Here is a 14152-nt window from a genome sequence, read left to right on the forward strand (position 1 = left end):
ATCCTGTGAGGCGATCCCCCAGTCGAGAGGGCCGCCGCGAACCTGCCCTTGGAGTCAACTGCCACGGCCCCGACCGTCGAGTCCTTCTCGAAAGCCTTCCTGGGGGTGATCCCCTTCGACCTGAACTCCTCCCATCTCCTCCTCTCCCTCTCAACGACCAGCTCGCTGGGATCTATCAGCTCGAGGCCGAAGCTCGAGGCAAGCCTGTGGGCCCCCTCTCCGACGAAGAGGATGTGATCCGTCCTCTCCATTATCAGCCTGGCCAGCCTCACCGGGTTCCTCACCCTGTTGACGGACGCCACGGCCCCGGCCCTCAGGTCGGAGCCCTCCATTATGGAGGCGTCAAGATCGATCCCGCCCTCCTCATTCAGGAAGGAGCCGACGCCAGCGTCGAAAGTCGGGTCGTCCTCCATCAGCATCACGGCCCTCTCGACGGCATCAAGGGAATTATCGGTCTCCTTCAGGATCCTCCATCCGAGCTCAGCGGCCCTCCTCACACCGTTGAGGTGGGCCTCCACCTCCTCGTCCGGGATCGCCCAAGCTCCACCGTGGACTATGATGGCCGGTTCCACGCGCCTCACCTATTTAAGTGAAAAGAAATCCTTTTTAAATGAATGTCTTCAGGTTTAACTTCACGCGGGAGGCATTTATAGTAATGTTCCTGACTATCTGAAGCCATCACATTGATTCGCCCTGAGATTTATCTACTTTGGTGTCATCATGACGAGGAGCTGCCGACCTTCACGAGGCTGGGGATGGGAGATCGCTGAGCTCCGTGAAGAGGGCGAGAGCTGAGGGAGTGAGGATGAGTCCATCTATCTGAGCACTGCCGATGCCGAAGGGCTCTAGGATGATGAAGCGTGAAACTAAGGCCCCTGATTTCCCAGATCCGCCGAAAGGCATGCGAGGCCGTGGATATGAACGCAGCGACTTGACACGGGAGCTGTTCGTCGCATGGGGCCCTAAAGTGGCATGATGTCGAGGAGCGGAGGAAAGGGGCTCATCGTTACATCCTTACGCTAAAGCTTGAGCTCGAAGACCAGGACATCCGGTCCATCACCCTCCCGCTGGGAGAAGCCCCTCCCCCTCAGCCTGCCCACCAGATCGGGCAGGTCCTCGGGGATCATGATGCCCAGCCTCCTGCCCAGCCCAGCGGCGACGGATCCCATGCCCTCCAGGAGATCCTCAGTCCTCGAGTAATCGGATGGGGTGAATATGTTTGCCTCCCTCGGGACGAAGAAGCCACCCTCATTCATCCTGAATGCCCTCACCCTCCCCCTAAGCCATTCCAGGGACTCTTCGCACCTCCTTATGAACCTCCAGCTCACCGGGATGAGGTCCAGATCAGGGAGCAGGGGCTCCGCCTCCCTGACCTCGGCATAGCCGCCGGCCTCCCTAAACAGGTGGTAGAACCTCTTAACCACCCTGAACCCGCTCTTGAGGCCCAGATGTATGCTGGCCTCGTTCCTAGAATCAGTTGCGTACATAAGACTGCTGATCTTTCCAATCCTGTGTAGCTCCTCACCGTAAGAGATAAGGAAATCGTGTAGCTTGCTCGCATACCCCCTCCCCCTGTGGGAAGGGTGAACCCTCAGGCCCTCCATCCATCCCACCCCGCAGGGGAGCAGGGTCAGCTTGGCCGTGGCCACAGCGATCCCATCCACCTCCAGGACGAAGAAGTCCCCATCCTCGAGCCACTCATGAAAAACGCTGGGGAGGTAATCGCGCCCTCCCCATGTCATCCTCCCAATCTCTTCTATAGACTCGAAATCGCTCAATCGGGCCCTCCTTATCATCCCAACTCACCGCACGCTCGGGGGAGCGTGAAGCTACCTTTTCAGGCCTATGGAAATAAAAAATGATGTGCTGGGATTTGGATCCTCAGGAACCCTCTATCTCCTTCAGGCTCTCATCTACTATGCCCACAGCCCTCTCTATCTCCTCCTTGCTCACCGTGAGGGGCGGGGCGAACCTCACCACGTTGCCGTACCAGCCGCTGGTGGCCAGGAGCAAACCCCTCCTCAGGGCCTTATCGAAGCAGAGCTGAGCTGTCTCCTCCCTGGCCGGTCTCTTCGTCTCCCTGTCCTTGACCAGCTCTATACCTATCATCAGACCCTTACCCCTGACATCCCCTATCAGCTTCCTCCTCCCCTTCAGCTCCTCCAGAAGCCTCATCGCGTACTCACCGGTCTCCCTCACGTTCCTGAGTATGCTCTCCCTATTCTCCGCGAAGTGCGAGAGCGTGGCCTCTGCGGCCGCCATGACCAGTGGAGGGGCCGCGTACGTTGAGTGCTCATCCCCAGGCTCCATGGCACCGGCCAGCTCCTCCCTGGTGACGACTGCCGCCAGCGGGAGACCGCCTGTCATTCCCTTGGCCACCACGACGACGTCCGGGACCACATCCAGGGCCTCGAACCTCCAGGTCGTCCCGGTCCTTCCCATCCCCGTCTGTATCTCGTCGAATATCAGTAGCGAGCCGTTCTCCCTCAGGAGGGATGCGAGCTTCGGGAAGAAGGGGTCCGGTGGGTAGACTATCCCCCCGACACCCTGAATCGGCTCTATTATCATGCCAGCGTAATCCCTGTTACCTGAGAACTTCAGGTAGTTTTCTATCAGCTGAAGCAGCGATTCAGAGCACTCCTCGCAGTCATGAGCCCTGACGGGACACCTGTAGCAGTAGGGATAAGGGACGTAAGTGAAGCCCGGTGGCAGGGGTCCGAACTCCCTCCTCCTTGATCCGTGGAAGGTCAGGGATCCCGTGGTCCTGCCGTGGTAAGATCCCATCGTGACCAGTATCTCCTGCCTCTTCGTGTACTTCCTTGCGATCTTCAGGGCGAGCTCGACCGCCTCACCACCCCCGGGCTTGAAGGCCACCCTGTTGAGCTCCTTGGGGAAGAGAGAGAGGAGCCTCTCGACCGCTCTGAGGAGGTACTCTGAGTAGTAGACGTAGGAGCCCCCGGCTATGATGTTCTCGGCCGCGCTCTTTATGGCCTCAACGAGGTAATCCGGGTTGTGGCCGAGATAGGCCGTCGTTATGACCGTCATGAAGTCCATGTACCTCTTACCATCCACGTCCTCGACGTAGACACCCTTGGCCCTCCTTACGACCAAACCGTGGGTCCTGAAGAGGTTGGTCATTAGGGATGAATTCAGCCTCCTGAGCATGTCATCCTGCGGCATCCATGCACCCGGAGGCCTAACAATATAACCTTACCCATCCGCGGGCAACGGTTATAATGAGCCCGAAGCCCCTGGGTCGGGGGTGCCGGTCATGGAAGGTGGTACCGATGCGCAACGATGCCAACTCCCCTCCCATCGATCGGAAGAGGTTCCAGCTACTCAGAGACTCACTGATCTCCCTGAGCTTCGACCTGGGTGGCCTGATAGCCGGAGGAATACTGGAGAGCTTCTCGAGCCTCACCCTGAGGGAGCCCTGGTGCATAGCCATCTACCCGATAGTCCTGACCGGTAGGGGGGCCCTGAACGGGATAGAGGCGGCCAGGATAAGCACGGGCCTCCATCTGGGGACAATAAAGCCCAGTTTCAGGAGGAACACTGTTTACTATTACTCAATAATCGCCTCAATGACTGTCCTCTCCCTCCTGATGAGCCTCATCATGGGGCTACTGGCTTACGCCTCCACGGGCCCCGACCCAAGCGAGCTCCCCCTCATACTATCGACAGCGATATCCTCGCAGACTATAGCGATGATGCTGATAGTCCCAGCGACATCCCTCGTGGGTCACGAGTCCTTCAAGAGGGGCTTGGACCCGGATGCTGTCCTCTATCCCATTACCTCCACGGTAGCTGACATATGGGCGACCATCTCATACGTTATCTCACTGAGCCTGGCCTTCAGCGGGGCCGGCTCCGCGGTGATATACTTGATAGCCTCCTCCACTGTGGTGCTAGCCCTGGTCCTGGCATTGGTGTTCAGGAGGGAGGAGGAGTTCAGGAGGACCCTAAGGGAGTCCTTCCTGACGATAGTCGCTGTGACAGCGATCTCCAGCATCTCCGGGTTCTCCCTATCATCCGTGAGGGAGGTGATCGAGGAGGCACCAGGAGTGCTGACAGTATATCCGGCCATAATAGACACGATAGGGGACTGCGCCGCGATATTCGGCTCGACATCCACAACGGCCCTCTTCACCGGCCTCCTGAGGCCGGACATAGGTGAGCTCAGGTCCAAGCTCCAAGATGCCGTTCAGATAGGAGGGGCAGGCCTCGCTTACTTCGCGATCTACAGCGCAATGGCCCTAATCATCGGCGGCTCCTGGAGGTCCTTTCTTATACCGCTGTCCGTCTACTTCATCCTCCTCCCCATCGTCATGATCTTCGCTTTCTCCCTATCCATCCTGACCTTCAGGAGAGGGCTCAATCCTGACAACTTCATAATACCCCTCGAGACGACCGTCACAGATACCATGTCCACCGTCATCATAGCCGCAATGCTCCTCCTCACGGGATAGGAATCGAGAAACTCTTCAACCTTCTGTCCCTAGAGGTTAATTTCATATGCTTCAGGGTTGTTTAGGATCACCTCTGGGACTTCCACCCAGCCCACAACTCAGGCGGTGGAGTCATGAATGCCTGCCGAGCCCAAAGGCACGGGCATCAAGAGCCGGCCCTGCGGGACTTGAAGCATCGCCCCAACACCCCATAGGGCCTTGGTGAGGTTCCAGCAGGCAAAAACGACGCGCTACTGCAGCCCCCAATACGCTTCCCAACCGGCTCATGCGCGTCCTCACCCTGAGCCCTCTCATGCCTTTCATCCCGCTGACCTCATCGCGGGGGCAAGCATCAACGCTCAGCTTCCGCCCCTCCACCAGCCAGCAAGAGGTCTCGTGGCCCGGGTGGGCCGCCCACATCCCGGTTGGGGGATGGAGGTGAGAGCATCTGAATGATCTCATGAGGCTAGAAGACGGTTCCCGAGCACCCACCATCGCCCCTCACGTCCACGCACCCCACCCTGAGGCCGTCCCTCCTCAGGATGGACAGGGCCGCCACTCCTAACCTGGAAGGATATCTCTCACGCTTTATCCTCACCTTAAGGCTATCATCCACCTCGATCCCCTCCTCGGCCACCAAAGTATCACTTGACGGATCGATGTATGCCCTAGGAAAGTCCAGGGCATCCTGGCAATTCATACCATACTTCAGAAGGTTCGTCGAGATCCACCAGTGTATCTGGGGTCTGAAGTGCCCACCTGATGTCCCTATTACGTACCAGTCACCGCTGCAGTTGAGCAGGAGCGCTGATAATGTATGAAGGGTCCTCTTCCCTGGCTCCAGCCTATTCACGTGATCCTCCCTCAGGGAGAAGCTGGAGGCCCTGCAGTTTAGGGTCACCTGGTAAGTTGGCTCGGTGAGTCCGGATCCGAAGGCCGTGAAGATGCTCTGAATCCCGGCCACTATCATGCCCTCTGAGTCCAAAACCGCGAAGAAGGTCGTGTCTCCGTCCCCGAAGCTTACAGTTCCCCCCTCCCCCTCGAGGACGGACGGGTCCATGAGATCCCCCAGACTCACGGTCATGTACCTCGGATCGGTGATGTACCTATCCCTAAGGGCATAAGCCCTCCTGGAGATCTCGATGAGGCTCTCCACCCTCCTGAGGGAGCTCGGCTCCCCTATCTCCTCGGTCAGCATCATCATGTGGAGCGTCGTGATCCCCTGAGTAGGAGGGGGCATCTCGTAAGCCCTGCACCCCCAGATGTCGGCCTTTATCGGATGACCCTCACAAGCTCGGTAGCTGGAGAGATCCTCATGGGAGAGAAGCCCGCCCCTTTCCCTGATGTAACTCACGATCCTGGAGGCTATCTCCCCCTCGTAGAAGTCCCTGGGATCCTCGGCTATCCTCTCCAGTGCTGAGGCCAGGCCCTCGAACCTCTGGAGCGAGCCCCATTCCCCCACCCCGAGGTAGGTGCGTGATGAACCGTAATCCGAAGAGAGGAAGTTCCTGTGAATCTTCACAGCATTCGATAGGCTCCTAGAAACTGGAAAACCCCTTCTCGCAATACTCGCGGCCCTGAGAACTAGATCGCTCCATTCCATCCTGCCGTAATTCCTCCAGAGAAGATGAAGGGCATCCACATATCCCGGAACCGTCATCGAGAGCGGTCCGCTCGCGGGCATCTCCTCGAACCCCCTCCTCAGCAGCTCCTCCCTGGTCAGCCCGGAGGGGGAGGGACCGGAGCCGTCTATGAACCTCACCTCGTCCCCTCTCCTCACCAGGGCGAAGAAGTCACCTCCCAGCCCGCTGAGATGGGGGAGGGTGACTGAGAGCGCGAGAGAAACCGATACAGATGCATCCACTGCGTTGCCTCCATCCCTGAGGACCTCAGAAGCCAATGTTGAGGCTAAATAGTGCTCGCTGGCCACCAGCCCGCCGTAGGTCATGTAGGGATGCCTCATGCCCATCACCTCCACTCCCAGCGATCCACTGCGCCGCTCATGATAAGCCTGATCCCCCGGCGCTCAACGGCCGGCTCGCGCGAAGGGGTGATGCCCCACCGGATCGAGCTATCGCTCGCGTGCATGCTGAGGGATGAGCACGGAGCCCGCATTTTGCGAGTTCCCCTGCTCTTTATGGGGAATGGAGCTGCGTTCCGTCGAACTTAAGCACTCCAGCGGGATCCTACTTGAATCTCCCCTTTTCGAAATTCAGAACCTTTTCAGAGACCCCCTGTCGAGGTCGTTGCTGGGTGCGATCTCGCTGGCACCCATCCTGAGGCCACCGAGAGGTGCAACGCATCCATGCCATGGCCCTCCACCGGATCAGCTCACTGATGTAATCCTCGTGAGGGGCGCCATCTTCAGCTCCAATGCTGAGCTGATCCAGGTTAGAACCTCCGAGAACCTATGATCCATCAGCTTCTTACCCGAGAGTCCGGCAAGTATTACGGCAACCTCGTAAGGGTGAGAGCCTCCGAGCTTCGGCCAGCCCCATCCAATCCTGAGGGGATGCGTGGCGCGAACGCATGAGATGAGCGGGATGATCGGTTGGGAAAGGGAGAAGAGACCGCATAGAACGATCCTAAGGAGATTCCGTGAATAAATTAAGGGGAGAGTGGGACCGGAGCCTCACCCGGATGCGGGATTCACGACGCTCCCCATGAAGAGTATCGTTCCGGTCTCCCTATCCACTATCAGGAATGCGAACGGATGATCCGCCACGAAGGTCCTCCTCTCCCTCGCCGCCGTTATGCCCACGACCACTCCCGTGGCGCCGGCCGCCTCCGTCCCCTCCTCATCCAACGCTATGCGGGCCTTGTGCCTCACGAGCGATACGTACAGGTTCCCGATCGCCTCTTCCCTCCTGTACATCCCGGAGAAGTCGGCCCGATCCGGAGAGAAAGCGCTCCTACTCCCCATTCCCATGAGCAAACCGTTCAGGTCGTATTCAGAGGTTATCTCAAACTTAGGGATGATTATCTCATCTAACCTAACCTCTCTCATGCTTTTCATCGCTCTCTCCGCTTCTTCCAGCGATATATCTGGCCTCCCATTCCCCTTGGGGAGGAAGATCAGCATGGAGGTCCTCCCCTCGTGGGGAAGCTCGAGAACCTCGCACTCCCCGGTGTCGGAGTAGTTGAAGGGGACCTCGGGGAGTAGCCTCATCATCTGGGCCCTGACGCCACCCTGAGGGGTCCTGAACTCCCCCTAGAAGGTCTCGGAGGGGTCGAACCTGTACCTCCAAGTTCCCTTGAAGTGGACCGCGTTCGTTATCACCAGCCTCGTGAGCTCGTTTATCGCGCCCTCCGGAAGCAGATCCCCTATCTCCCCTTCCGTCCCCTCCCTTATGAATTCATTTATGATCCTCCTCGATCCCTCAGGATCCCCTACGAAATCGATGCTGTCCGCCCTCCCGGAATATTGTTCCGAGATCAACCTCAGGAATTCCTCCCTGAGGGGAAACCCCCTCTGAACCCATAAGGCGTTGGCGACCTTCAGGCCCCTCACGCCCGATAGCCCCTCCAGGATCGATGAGTACCCGCGGGCGGGGCTCTTTCCGTGGATGTGGAGGACCGAGGCCATCTCATCGGCGGTGGCACCCCTCGCCCCCTCGTACGCCATGGCCAGAGCTGAGAAGACGCTGAAGGGGGAGAATACGGTGTTTCTATCCCAGCAGTTCAGATTGGAGAATAGGTCAAAGCCGAAGGCGTTCAATGATTTCCTGACGCTGACGAGGTCCATAGATGACCTATTGAGATCCTCAGGGACCCTCGAATGGGGCTCAAATCCCATCATGAGGATCATCAGAGCTGAGAGCATGGTAAGAGCTATAAGTGATGGCACCCTCAGGCCGGACCTCACTCGGATTCGGGACTTGTCATTCTTAAAAAAATCCCATCTTTAGCTTCGAAATCCTCAGGAGCTAATCCGAGAGGTCCAGGCGGGACTGCAAGAGCCTCAATCATCCTCCCTCAACGGCCCCTCCCTTCCAAGGCACTATCTTAACCATCGAGCTGTTCATCGCGTTCCCACCCCCTATCTCCTGCTTCTCCCAGGTCAGGACATCGTTAACGAATCCTCTCATGAACCTGGCATTTCTTCTAGCCCAAAGCACACCTCTAGGTAGAGAGTGATCTATCTCGACCTGCGCCAACGCCTCACCCTCGCCTGAGATCAATATCACATCCCCGTCTCTGATGCCCATCTGCCTGGCATCCTCCTCACTGATGTGGATCCTGTCCAGCTCGGCCAGGTCCTCCGGCAGGAGGTCCTGAGTCGCGGTGCGCTCCGGAACGGAGCTTGTTATTAGGATGAATCCCCTCTGCTGATCCCAGCCTATCTTGGGCAGGGGGGAGAGACCGATCTCCTCGGCCCTAGAGCTGAAGAACTCTATCCTGCCGGAGGGGGTCTGGTACTCATCCTTGGGCGGGTACCTCAGCTCCACCCAACCCCTCCTCCGGAGCTCCTCCAGTCCGGAATGACCGGTCATCTCGCTCCTCCTGAGCACCCTGTCCATGGCCTCCATCGGATCCTCATACAGGGCTTCATGCCCGAGCCCGAGCCTCTTGGAGAGCTGCTGGATGACCCACCAGTTTGGCCTGCTCTCGCCCATCGGCTGCCAAGCGGGCTGGCTGTGGGCCAGGTACTGGTGCCACCAGCTGCCCACGACCTCCTCATGCTCGAACATCCCTGTGGCCGGAAGCACTACATCTGAGAGCTGAGCGGTCTCTGTCCAGACGACCTCGTGCACCACGGCGAAAACATCATCCCTCGAAAGACCCTCCCTGAAGAGATCGGCCCTTGGAAGGGTGACTGCGGGATTGGACCCGTAGATGTAGAAGAAGCCGAACCTGCCCTCCGACAGGAGCCTCGGGACGTCGAGCATGTTGACCCTCCTGGCCTCACCGAGGTGCCGGCCTTGGAGGTAAGCGATTTCGAGGTCCCTGCAGGAGTTGCAGAAGTAGAAGCCCCTGTGCACGCCGACCAAAGCTGGGATCAGGGCTATCACCCTGACGGCCTCGGCACCCCATCTGGTCTTCTGCATCCCCACGCCAATGTAGGTGACGCTGGGTCTGAGAGTGACGTAGTCCTCGGCCAGCTCCCTCAGGGTTCCCCTGTCAACTCCAGTCACCTCCTCCACGAGGTCCGGCCTGAACCTGGAGATCAGCTCTGCGTATTCCTCGAAACCCTTTGTGTAGCGGTCGATGAAGTCCCTGTCGACGCCCAGCTCATTTATTATATACCATGAGATGCCCGCGGCCAGGACAGCATCCGTCCCGGGCCTGGGCCTCACGTGCTTACCCAGGAGGGTTGTCTTGGTCCTCCGGGGGTCCACGATCCAGATGTGTGCTCCTCTAGCCCGGAGGTCAGAGGCAATGCGATAGGCGTGGACGCTCGATGAGGCCAGGTTGGCCCCCCAGATGACCAAGAGCTTAGCCCCCTCCATGTCCTGGGGGAAGGCACCGTACCTCATGCCATAGTGGAGCTCGATGGCCAGCTCCCCGGCCTCATCACATATTGTGTACTCCAGCCTAGTGGCGCCGAGAGCGTGGCAGAGCCTGAGAGGGTAGTTGAAGCTGATCAGCCCCGAGTTCCCGGCGTAATTGAAGAAGAGAACAGATTCTGGTCCCCTCTCATCCAAGACCTCCCTGAGCCTCGAGGCGACGAGATCCAGGGCCTCCTCCCAGCTGACGCGCCTGAAGGCATCGCCTTCCCTCACATGAGGGTAAAGGACCCTCCTGCCGCTGGCGTAGTAGCGGGGAAACCTCAGGGCCCTCATGCAGGTGAAGCCCCTCGTGACCGGGTGGGAGGGATCCCCCCTCACCCTGGCCTCAGGGCCCGCTCCCTCCAGCAGCAGGACGCAGCCGTCCGGGCAGTCCCTCTGGCATGCGATCCTAGAAGTCATCCCCTACCCTCCCCGGAGCTTCCCTCCGCGCCGACCGGTGTCCCTGAGATAGGTAGAGGTACATCCCCTCCGGAGGAACAGGATTTGCGAGGCGTCCGCCACCCCGATCACCACCTCCCCCAACGGGGCCTCCCGGAGCGAGCTCGCTCCCGCATCGATTCACGAGAGGGCAGGCCGCGATCCGATTCCGGTCCATCATCGATTGCTATGGTGGGAAAGATAAAACGATGCCCTGGAGCTCACCGGGGTCCGGTCATCTCCAGGGGGATCGGAAGGTGAGCGTGGTGATGCCCCGCCGCGCGGATCCCCTGGGATCACACGGCTGGGCCCATCAGCTCCTCCAGGCATTCAGACAGGCTAGCTCGGTGGCTGACCGTCGATTCAAGCTGATTGAGCGACTGAGTGAGGAATCCATCGACCTGATGGTGCGTCAGCGGCAGCGGATCGTGGATCGGATCCCCCAGTTTGGGATGAATCGCTCTTTTGCGACGGGAATGAGGCGAGGAGATGGCATCCCGCGGTATCAGCATGAGGTGTCACGGGACCGAGGGAGCTGAGGATGGTCCGTGGGATCAGGTAAAAAAATTATTATGGTATGATTCCCGGGGAATTGGGTCAATCCCTCCCCTTCTCTGCATCCTGGGGAGACCTTCCCTCTCCCAGCAGCCCCACCCTTAGGGACTTCTTGATGATTCTCACCCCGATTCGTTGATGGGGAAGGCCCTGTCAGCTGGAAGTCCTCCCCAGCTGCTCAGCGGATCTGACTTGGGATCCAGAGCTCGACCGGAATATGATACCGGGGGAGGTCGTCGATCCGGGTCAATTCCTAGATGGGAGGAGTTGGGGTCCCGGAGGCTCCCCAATATCTGGGCCTCGGTGGCGATCTGGCTAGATCCATCATCAGCCTCACCGTGTTCTCTATATCATCCATCCGGGCGAGGCTGGAGGGGGTGTGAATGTACCTGGCGGGGACCGACACTATCCCCACTGGCGTCCCCTTCCCGCCCACGCTTATGGCTGCGGCATCCGTTCCGCTCACCGGGGAGAGTTGAAGCTGATATGGTATGCCTAGATCCTCAGCCCTAGCTATCATCTCCTCCAGGAGCCACCTCTGGACGATCACCGTCCTGTCCATCACCCTAAGGGCGGGCCCCCTGCCGAGCTCCGTCACGCGCTCATGAGCGGGAACCCCCGGTACATCGGACGCTATGGTCCCCTCGAGGACGAAGGCCAAGTCAGGCTGGATCCTGTTCACGGCGACGGTCGCGCCCTTCATTCCCCTCTCCTCCTGGGAGGTGAACACCCCGTAGATGGTCATTTCCGGATCATCCACCCTCCTCAGTGACTCGGCCAGGACGAGGCATCCCAGCCTGTCGTCAAGCGCCTTGCCTATCACCACCCCCGTGTCCTCCTGGATGATGAAGGGGGCGTCGAATGTCACGGGGGTCCCCGGTCTGACCCCCAGTTCCTGCAGTCGCTCCCTGCTGACGGCCCCCACGTCTATGTAGAGGTCCTCCATCTTGGGGGATTCCTCCTTCCCCATGTGGACGGGTAGCGTCCCTATGACTCCCCTGAGCTTTTTCCTCCCGTGCACGATCACCCTCTGGGATAGGAGCTGGGTCGGGTTGAGCCCTCCCAGCTCCGTGATCCTTATGAATCCGTTGGGCTCCAAGTACCTGACCATGAGGGCAACCTCATCCATGTGGGCGGCCATCATCAGCCTCCTCTCGCTCCTCCCCATCTTCACCGCGTAGAGATTCCCGAAGGGATCCGTGAATAGCTGATCTACACTATTTTTGAGCTCATTCATCAGGAGATCCCGGACCTCATCCTCGAAGCCGGGGGGACCGGCTGCGACCGATAGCCTCTCGAGTAGACCCATCCACTCCGGCATCCCACCACCTCACAGCGTGCAGGAAAGGAGGCCTCCATCCACCGGTATCAGGGAGCCGGTCAGGTAGCCGGCCCTCTCGCTGCAGAGGAAGGCTATGAGATCACCCACCTCCTCCGGCCTGCCGAACCTCCTGGCCGGTATCTCCGATGATGCCTCCTTCTCAGCCTGCTCCAGGCTGATCCCCCTCTCCCTGGCCCTCATCATGAGGAGCTCCCTCTGGCGCTCCGTCATTATCCTTCCCGGCATGACCCCGTTGACCGTCACCTCCGGCGCGAGCTCCCTCGAGAGTACCTTTATCAGGCCGGCTAGGGATGTCCTGACCACTGAGGAGAGGGGTATGCTCATGTTCACCTCCTTTATCGCAGTGGAGGTCACGATCACAATCCTTCCCCATCCTCTCCCCTTCATCCCGTATCCGAAGAGTTTGGACAGCCTGACGACGCTCATGACGAGCAGCTCGAAGGCATCGTACCAGTCCGCATCCTCTAGCTCACTGAATCTCGCTATCCTAGGCCCTCCGTAGCTCACGACGAGTATATCCGCCCCTCCGAGCTCCTCAGCCCTCTCGTAGAGGGCCTCTATATCCCCTGCCCTCGTGACGTCGGCAGCTTGGAAGTGGACCTCCCCCCACCTCGAGAGGTCCTCCGCGGCGCTCCTCAGCCTCTCCTCGTTCCTGGAGGCCATCAGTACCCTAGCCCCCTCATTGAGGAGGGACCTCACCGCGGCCCTCCCCATCCCGGAGCTAGCGCCCGTCACCACCGCAAGCCTACCCCTTATCCCCAGCTCCATGGGTCGCTCGCCTCCCTCCCGAGAGTAACTTGACCGCAGCGAGGAGGAGCGCTGCCGATATCGCGGCAGCCACGAGCGTGAACCTGGAGTTATAGCAGGAATATTTACCTACTGGTACTCCATAGTTCAATATTTCCACAGTGTATTCCGGGAGGAAGCCCGTGTCAACGATCGCATTCGTCCCCTCGTGAATCCTCCCCTGGGAGCGGATCGAGAGAGCTCCATCACCCCTGACCTCGACGTGACCATCCGGTGTCAGCTTAACCTCGAGGGGCTTCACGAAAACATCCCTCCTGACCTCCACTCCGCTCCGATCCCTCAGCACCAGGGTCAGATTGCCCTGGGACATGAGGGGGATGAAGGACTCCCGGGAGATCCTCACATTCCCCACCTCATCGCCGGCCTCGTAGCTCAGCTCCCCCCTGAGCCATTCGGGGAGGTCCCAGAGGAGGAGCGCCCCGAGGCTCTTCCCCTCAACCCTGAGCCCGCCTGAGTCAGCGAATATGTGGACCACTCCCTGGGAATCAACGGCCGCCAGGAGGCCGGATCCCATTTGAGCGGAGTAAGCTGAGACGTTGAGCCTCTGCAACACCCTCCCGCTGGCCGGATCCAGCAGAGCTATCTCCTTCCCCTGAAGCACGACCGCCACCAGCTCCCTGGATGAGGCGAGCTTGAGGGGTATGCAGCAGCTGCAAAGCCTGTTGGTCCACGCCATTCCTCCCCTGATGCTGTAGGCATAGATCTCGCAGTTCTTCGTCGTGACGACAACCACGCTATCCGAGAGGTCCACATCGAAGACCTGCGTGTTCAAGCTGACGCTCCAGAGGAGCCCCTGCTTGGAGATGAGGGATACAGTGCTGCCGGAGAGGGCAACAAGGTAGCTCCCGTCCTCAGACCACTTGGCGACCTGGGGCCTCAGGTTCAGCCTCCTCTCCTCCCCATCGAACCTGAGCAGGAGCCCGTCCCTCGTCAGCAGGGCGTACCTCTCCCTAGAGTGAGGGATGAAAGTGCATCCCTCGCAATCCGCCACCTTAACGGCTCCGTCTCTCGAGATCGCGTACAATGTTCCCCCGCTCTGGACGAACAGCTCCTCACCATTCGTCACCCTGAGG

Annotated in this window: 12 protein-coding genes; 2 read left to right on the top strand and 10 right to left on the bottom strand. The window is 59.4% G+C overall.

What is annotated here, in order from left to right; all coding sequences use genetic code 11:
* The 3 genes from BA066_03845 to BA066_03855 all read right to left on the bottom strand — a co-directional run.
* Positions 1 to 581 (bottom strand): peptidase T (locus BA066_03845; GenBank protein RDD53537.1); only part of this gene is annotated, 581 nt, incomplete at its 3' end.
* Between the two features lie 438 nt (positions 582 to 1019).
* Positions 1020 to 1796, bottom strand: coding sequence for a GNAT family N-acetyltransferase (locus BA066_03850; protein RDD53538.1), 777 nt, complete (start codon positions 1794 to 1796; stop codon positions 1020 to 1022).
* A gap of 85 nt (positions 1797 to 1881) precedes the next feature.
* A complete protein-coding gene (locus tag BA066_03855) occupies positions 1882 to 3180 on the bottom strand; it encodes an aspartate aminotransferase family protein (protein ID RDD53539.1) in 1299 nt (432 codons plus the stop codon).
* Positions 3181 to 3236: 56 nt separating this feature from the next.
* Here BA066_03855 and BA066_03860 point away from each other — a divergent pair, with 56 nt between their 5' ends.
* A complete protein-coding gene (locus BA066_03860) occupies positions 3237 to 4469 on the top strand; it encodes a hypothetical protein (GenBank protein RDD53540.1) in 1233 nt (410 codons plus the stop codon).
* Between the two features lie 445 nt (positions 4470 to 4914).
* On the opposite strand, the gene BA066_03865 is transcribed toward BA066_03860, so the two are convergent.
* The 4 genes from BA066_03865 to BA066_03880 form a co-directional block, all read right to left on the bottom strand.
* On the bottom strand, positions 4915 to 6426 hold the full coding sequence (locus BA066_03865; GenBank protein RDD53541.1) for a gamma-glutamyltransferase family protein: 1512 nt from the start codon (positions 6424 to 6426) through the stop codon (positions 4915 to 4917).
* A 654-nt stretch (positions 6427 to 7080) separates the two neighbouring features.
* Positions 7081 to 7620, bottom strand: coding sequence for a serpin family protein (locus BA066_03870; GenBank protein ID RDD53542.1), 540 nt, complete (start codon positions 7618 to 7620; stop codon positions 7081 to 7083).
* 39 nt (positions 7621 to 7659) lie between these two features.
* Entirely contained in the window at positions 7660 to 8313 is a 654-nt protein-coding gene (locus BA066_03875; protein ID RDD53543.1) for a serpin family protein, read from the bottom strand.
* A gap of 100 nt (positions 8314 to 8413) precedes the next feature.
* Positions 8414 to 10357, bottom strand: a complete 1944-nt coding sequence (locus BA066_03880) for a formate dehydrogenase (protein RDD53544.1) — start codon at positions 10355 to 10357, stop codon at positions 8414 to 8416.
* Between the two features lie 227 nt (positions 10358 to 10584).
* Between BA066_03880 and BA066_03885 the strand changes: the two genes are divergently transcribed.
* The gene (locus tag BA066_03885) at positions 10585 to 10914 is read left to right on the top strand and encodes a hypothetical protein (GenBank protein RDD53545.1); all 330 of its coding nucleotides are present in this window, start codon (positions 10585 to 10587) and stop codon (positions 10912 to 10914) included.
* A 269-nt stretch (positions 10915 to 11183) separates the two neighbouring features.
* Here the strand turns inward: BA066_03885 and BA066_03890 are convergent, their stop codons facing one another.
* The 3 genes from BA066_03890 to BA066_03900 all read right to left on the bottom strand — a co-directional run.
* Positions 11184 to 12251, bottom strand: coding sequence for a M42 family peptidase (locus tag BA066_03890; GenBank protein RDD53546.1), 1068 nt, complete (start codon positions 12249 to 12251; stop codon positions 11184 to 11186).
* Between the two features lie 9 nt (positions 12252 to 12260).
* Positions 12261 to 13040, bottom strand: a complete 780-nt coding sequence (locus BA066_03895) for an SDR family NAD(P)-dependent oxidoreductase (protein ID RDD53547.1) — start codon at positions 13038 to 13040, stop codon at positions 12261 to 12263.
* The coding region (locus BA066_03900) for a hypothetical protein (protein RDD53548.1) at positions 13018 to 14152 on the bottom strand (1135 nt) is incomplete at its 5' end. The genes BA066_03895 and BA066_03900, both read right to left, overlap by 23 nt.

The sequence above is a fragment of the Candidatus Korarchaeota archaeon NZ13-K genome, assembly GCA_003344655.1.
In the GTDB taxonomy this organism is placed as follows: Archaea; Korarchaeota; Korarchaeia; order Korarchaeales; family Korarchaeaceae; genus Korarchaeum.

What these genes read in the sequence shown, in the direction of transcription:
- BA066_03885 (RDD53545.1), top strand. Translation starts at nt 10,585, where the DNA reads ATGCCCTGGAGCTCACCGGGGTCCGGTCATCTCCAGGGGGATCGGAAG.
- BA066_03855 (RDD53539.1), bottom strand. Translation starts at nt 3,180, where the DNA reads ATGCCGCAGGATGACATGCTCAGGAGGCTGAATTCATCCCTAATGACC.
- BA066_03880 (RDD53544.1), bottom strand. Translation starts at nt 10,357, where the DNA reads ATGACTTCTAGGATCGCATGCCAGAGGGACTGCCCGGACGGCTGCGTC.
- BA066_03890 (RDD53546.1), bottom strand. Translation starts at nt 12,251, where the DNA reads ATGCCGGAGTGGATGGGTCTACTCGAGAGGCTATCGGTCGCAGCCGGT.
- BA066_03860 (RDD53540.1), top strand. Translation starts at nt 3,237, where the DNA reads ATGAGCCCGAAGCCCCTGGGTCGGGGGTGCCGGTCATGGAAGGTGGTA.
- BA066_03895 (RDD53547.1), bottom strand. Translation starts at nt 13,040, where the DNA reads ATGGAGCTGGGGATAAGGGGTAGGCTTGCGGTGGTGACGGGCGCTAGC.
- BA066_03850 (RDD53538.1), bottom strand. Translation starts at nt 1,796, where the DNA reads ATGATAAGGAGGGCCCGATTGAGCGATTTCGAGTCTATAGAAGAGATT.
- BA066_03870 (RDD53542.1), bottom strand. Translation starts at nt 7,620, where the DNA reads ATGATGAGGCTACTCCCCGAGGTCCCCTTCAACTACTCCGACACCGGG.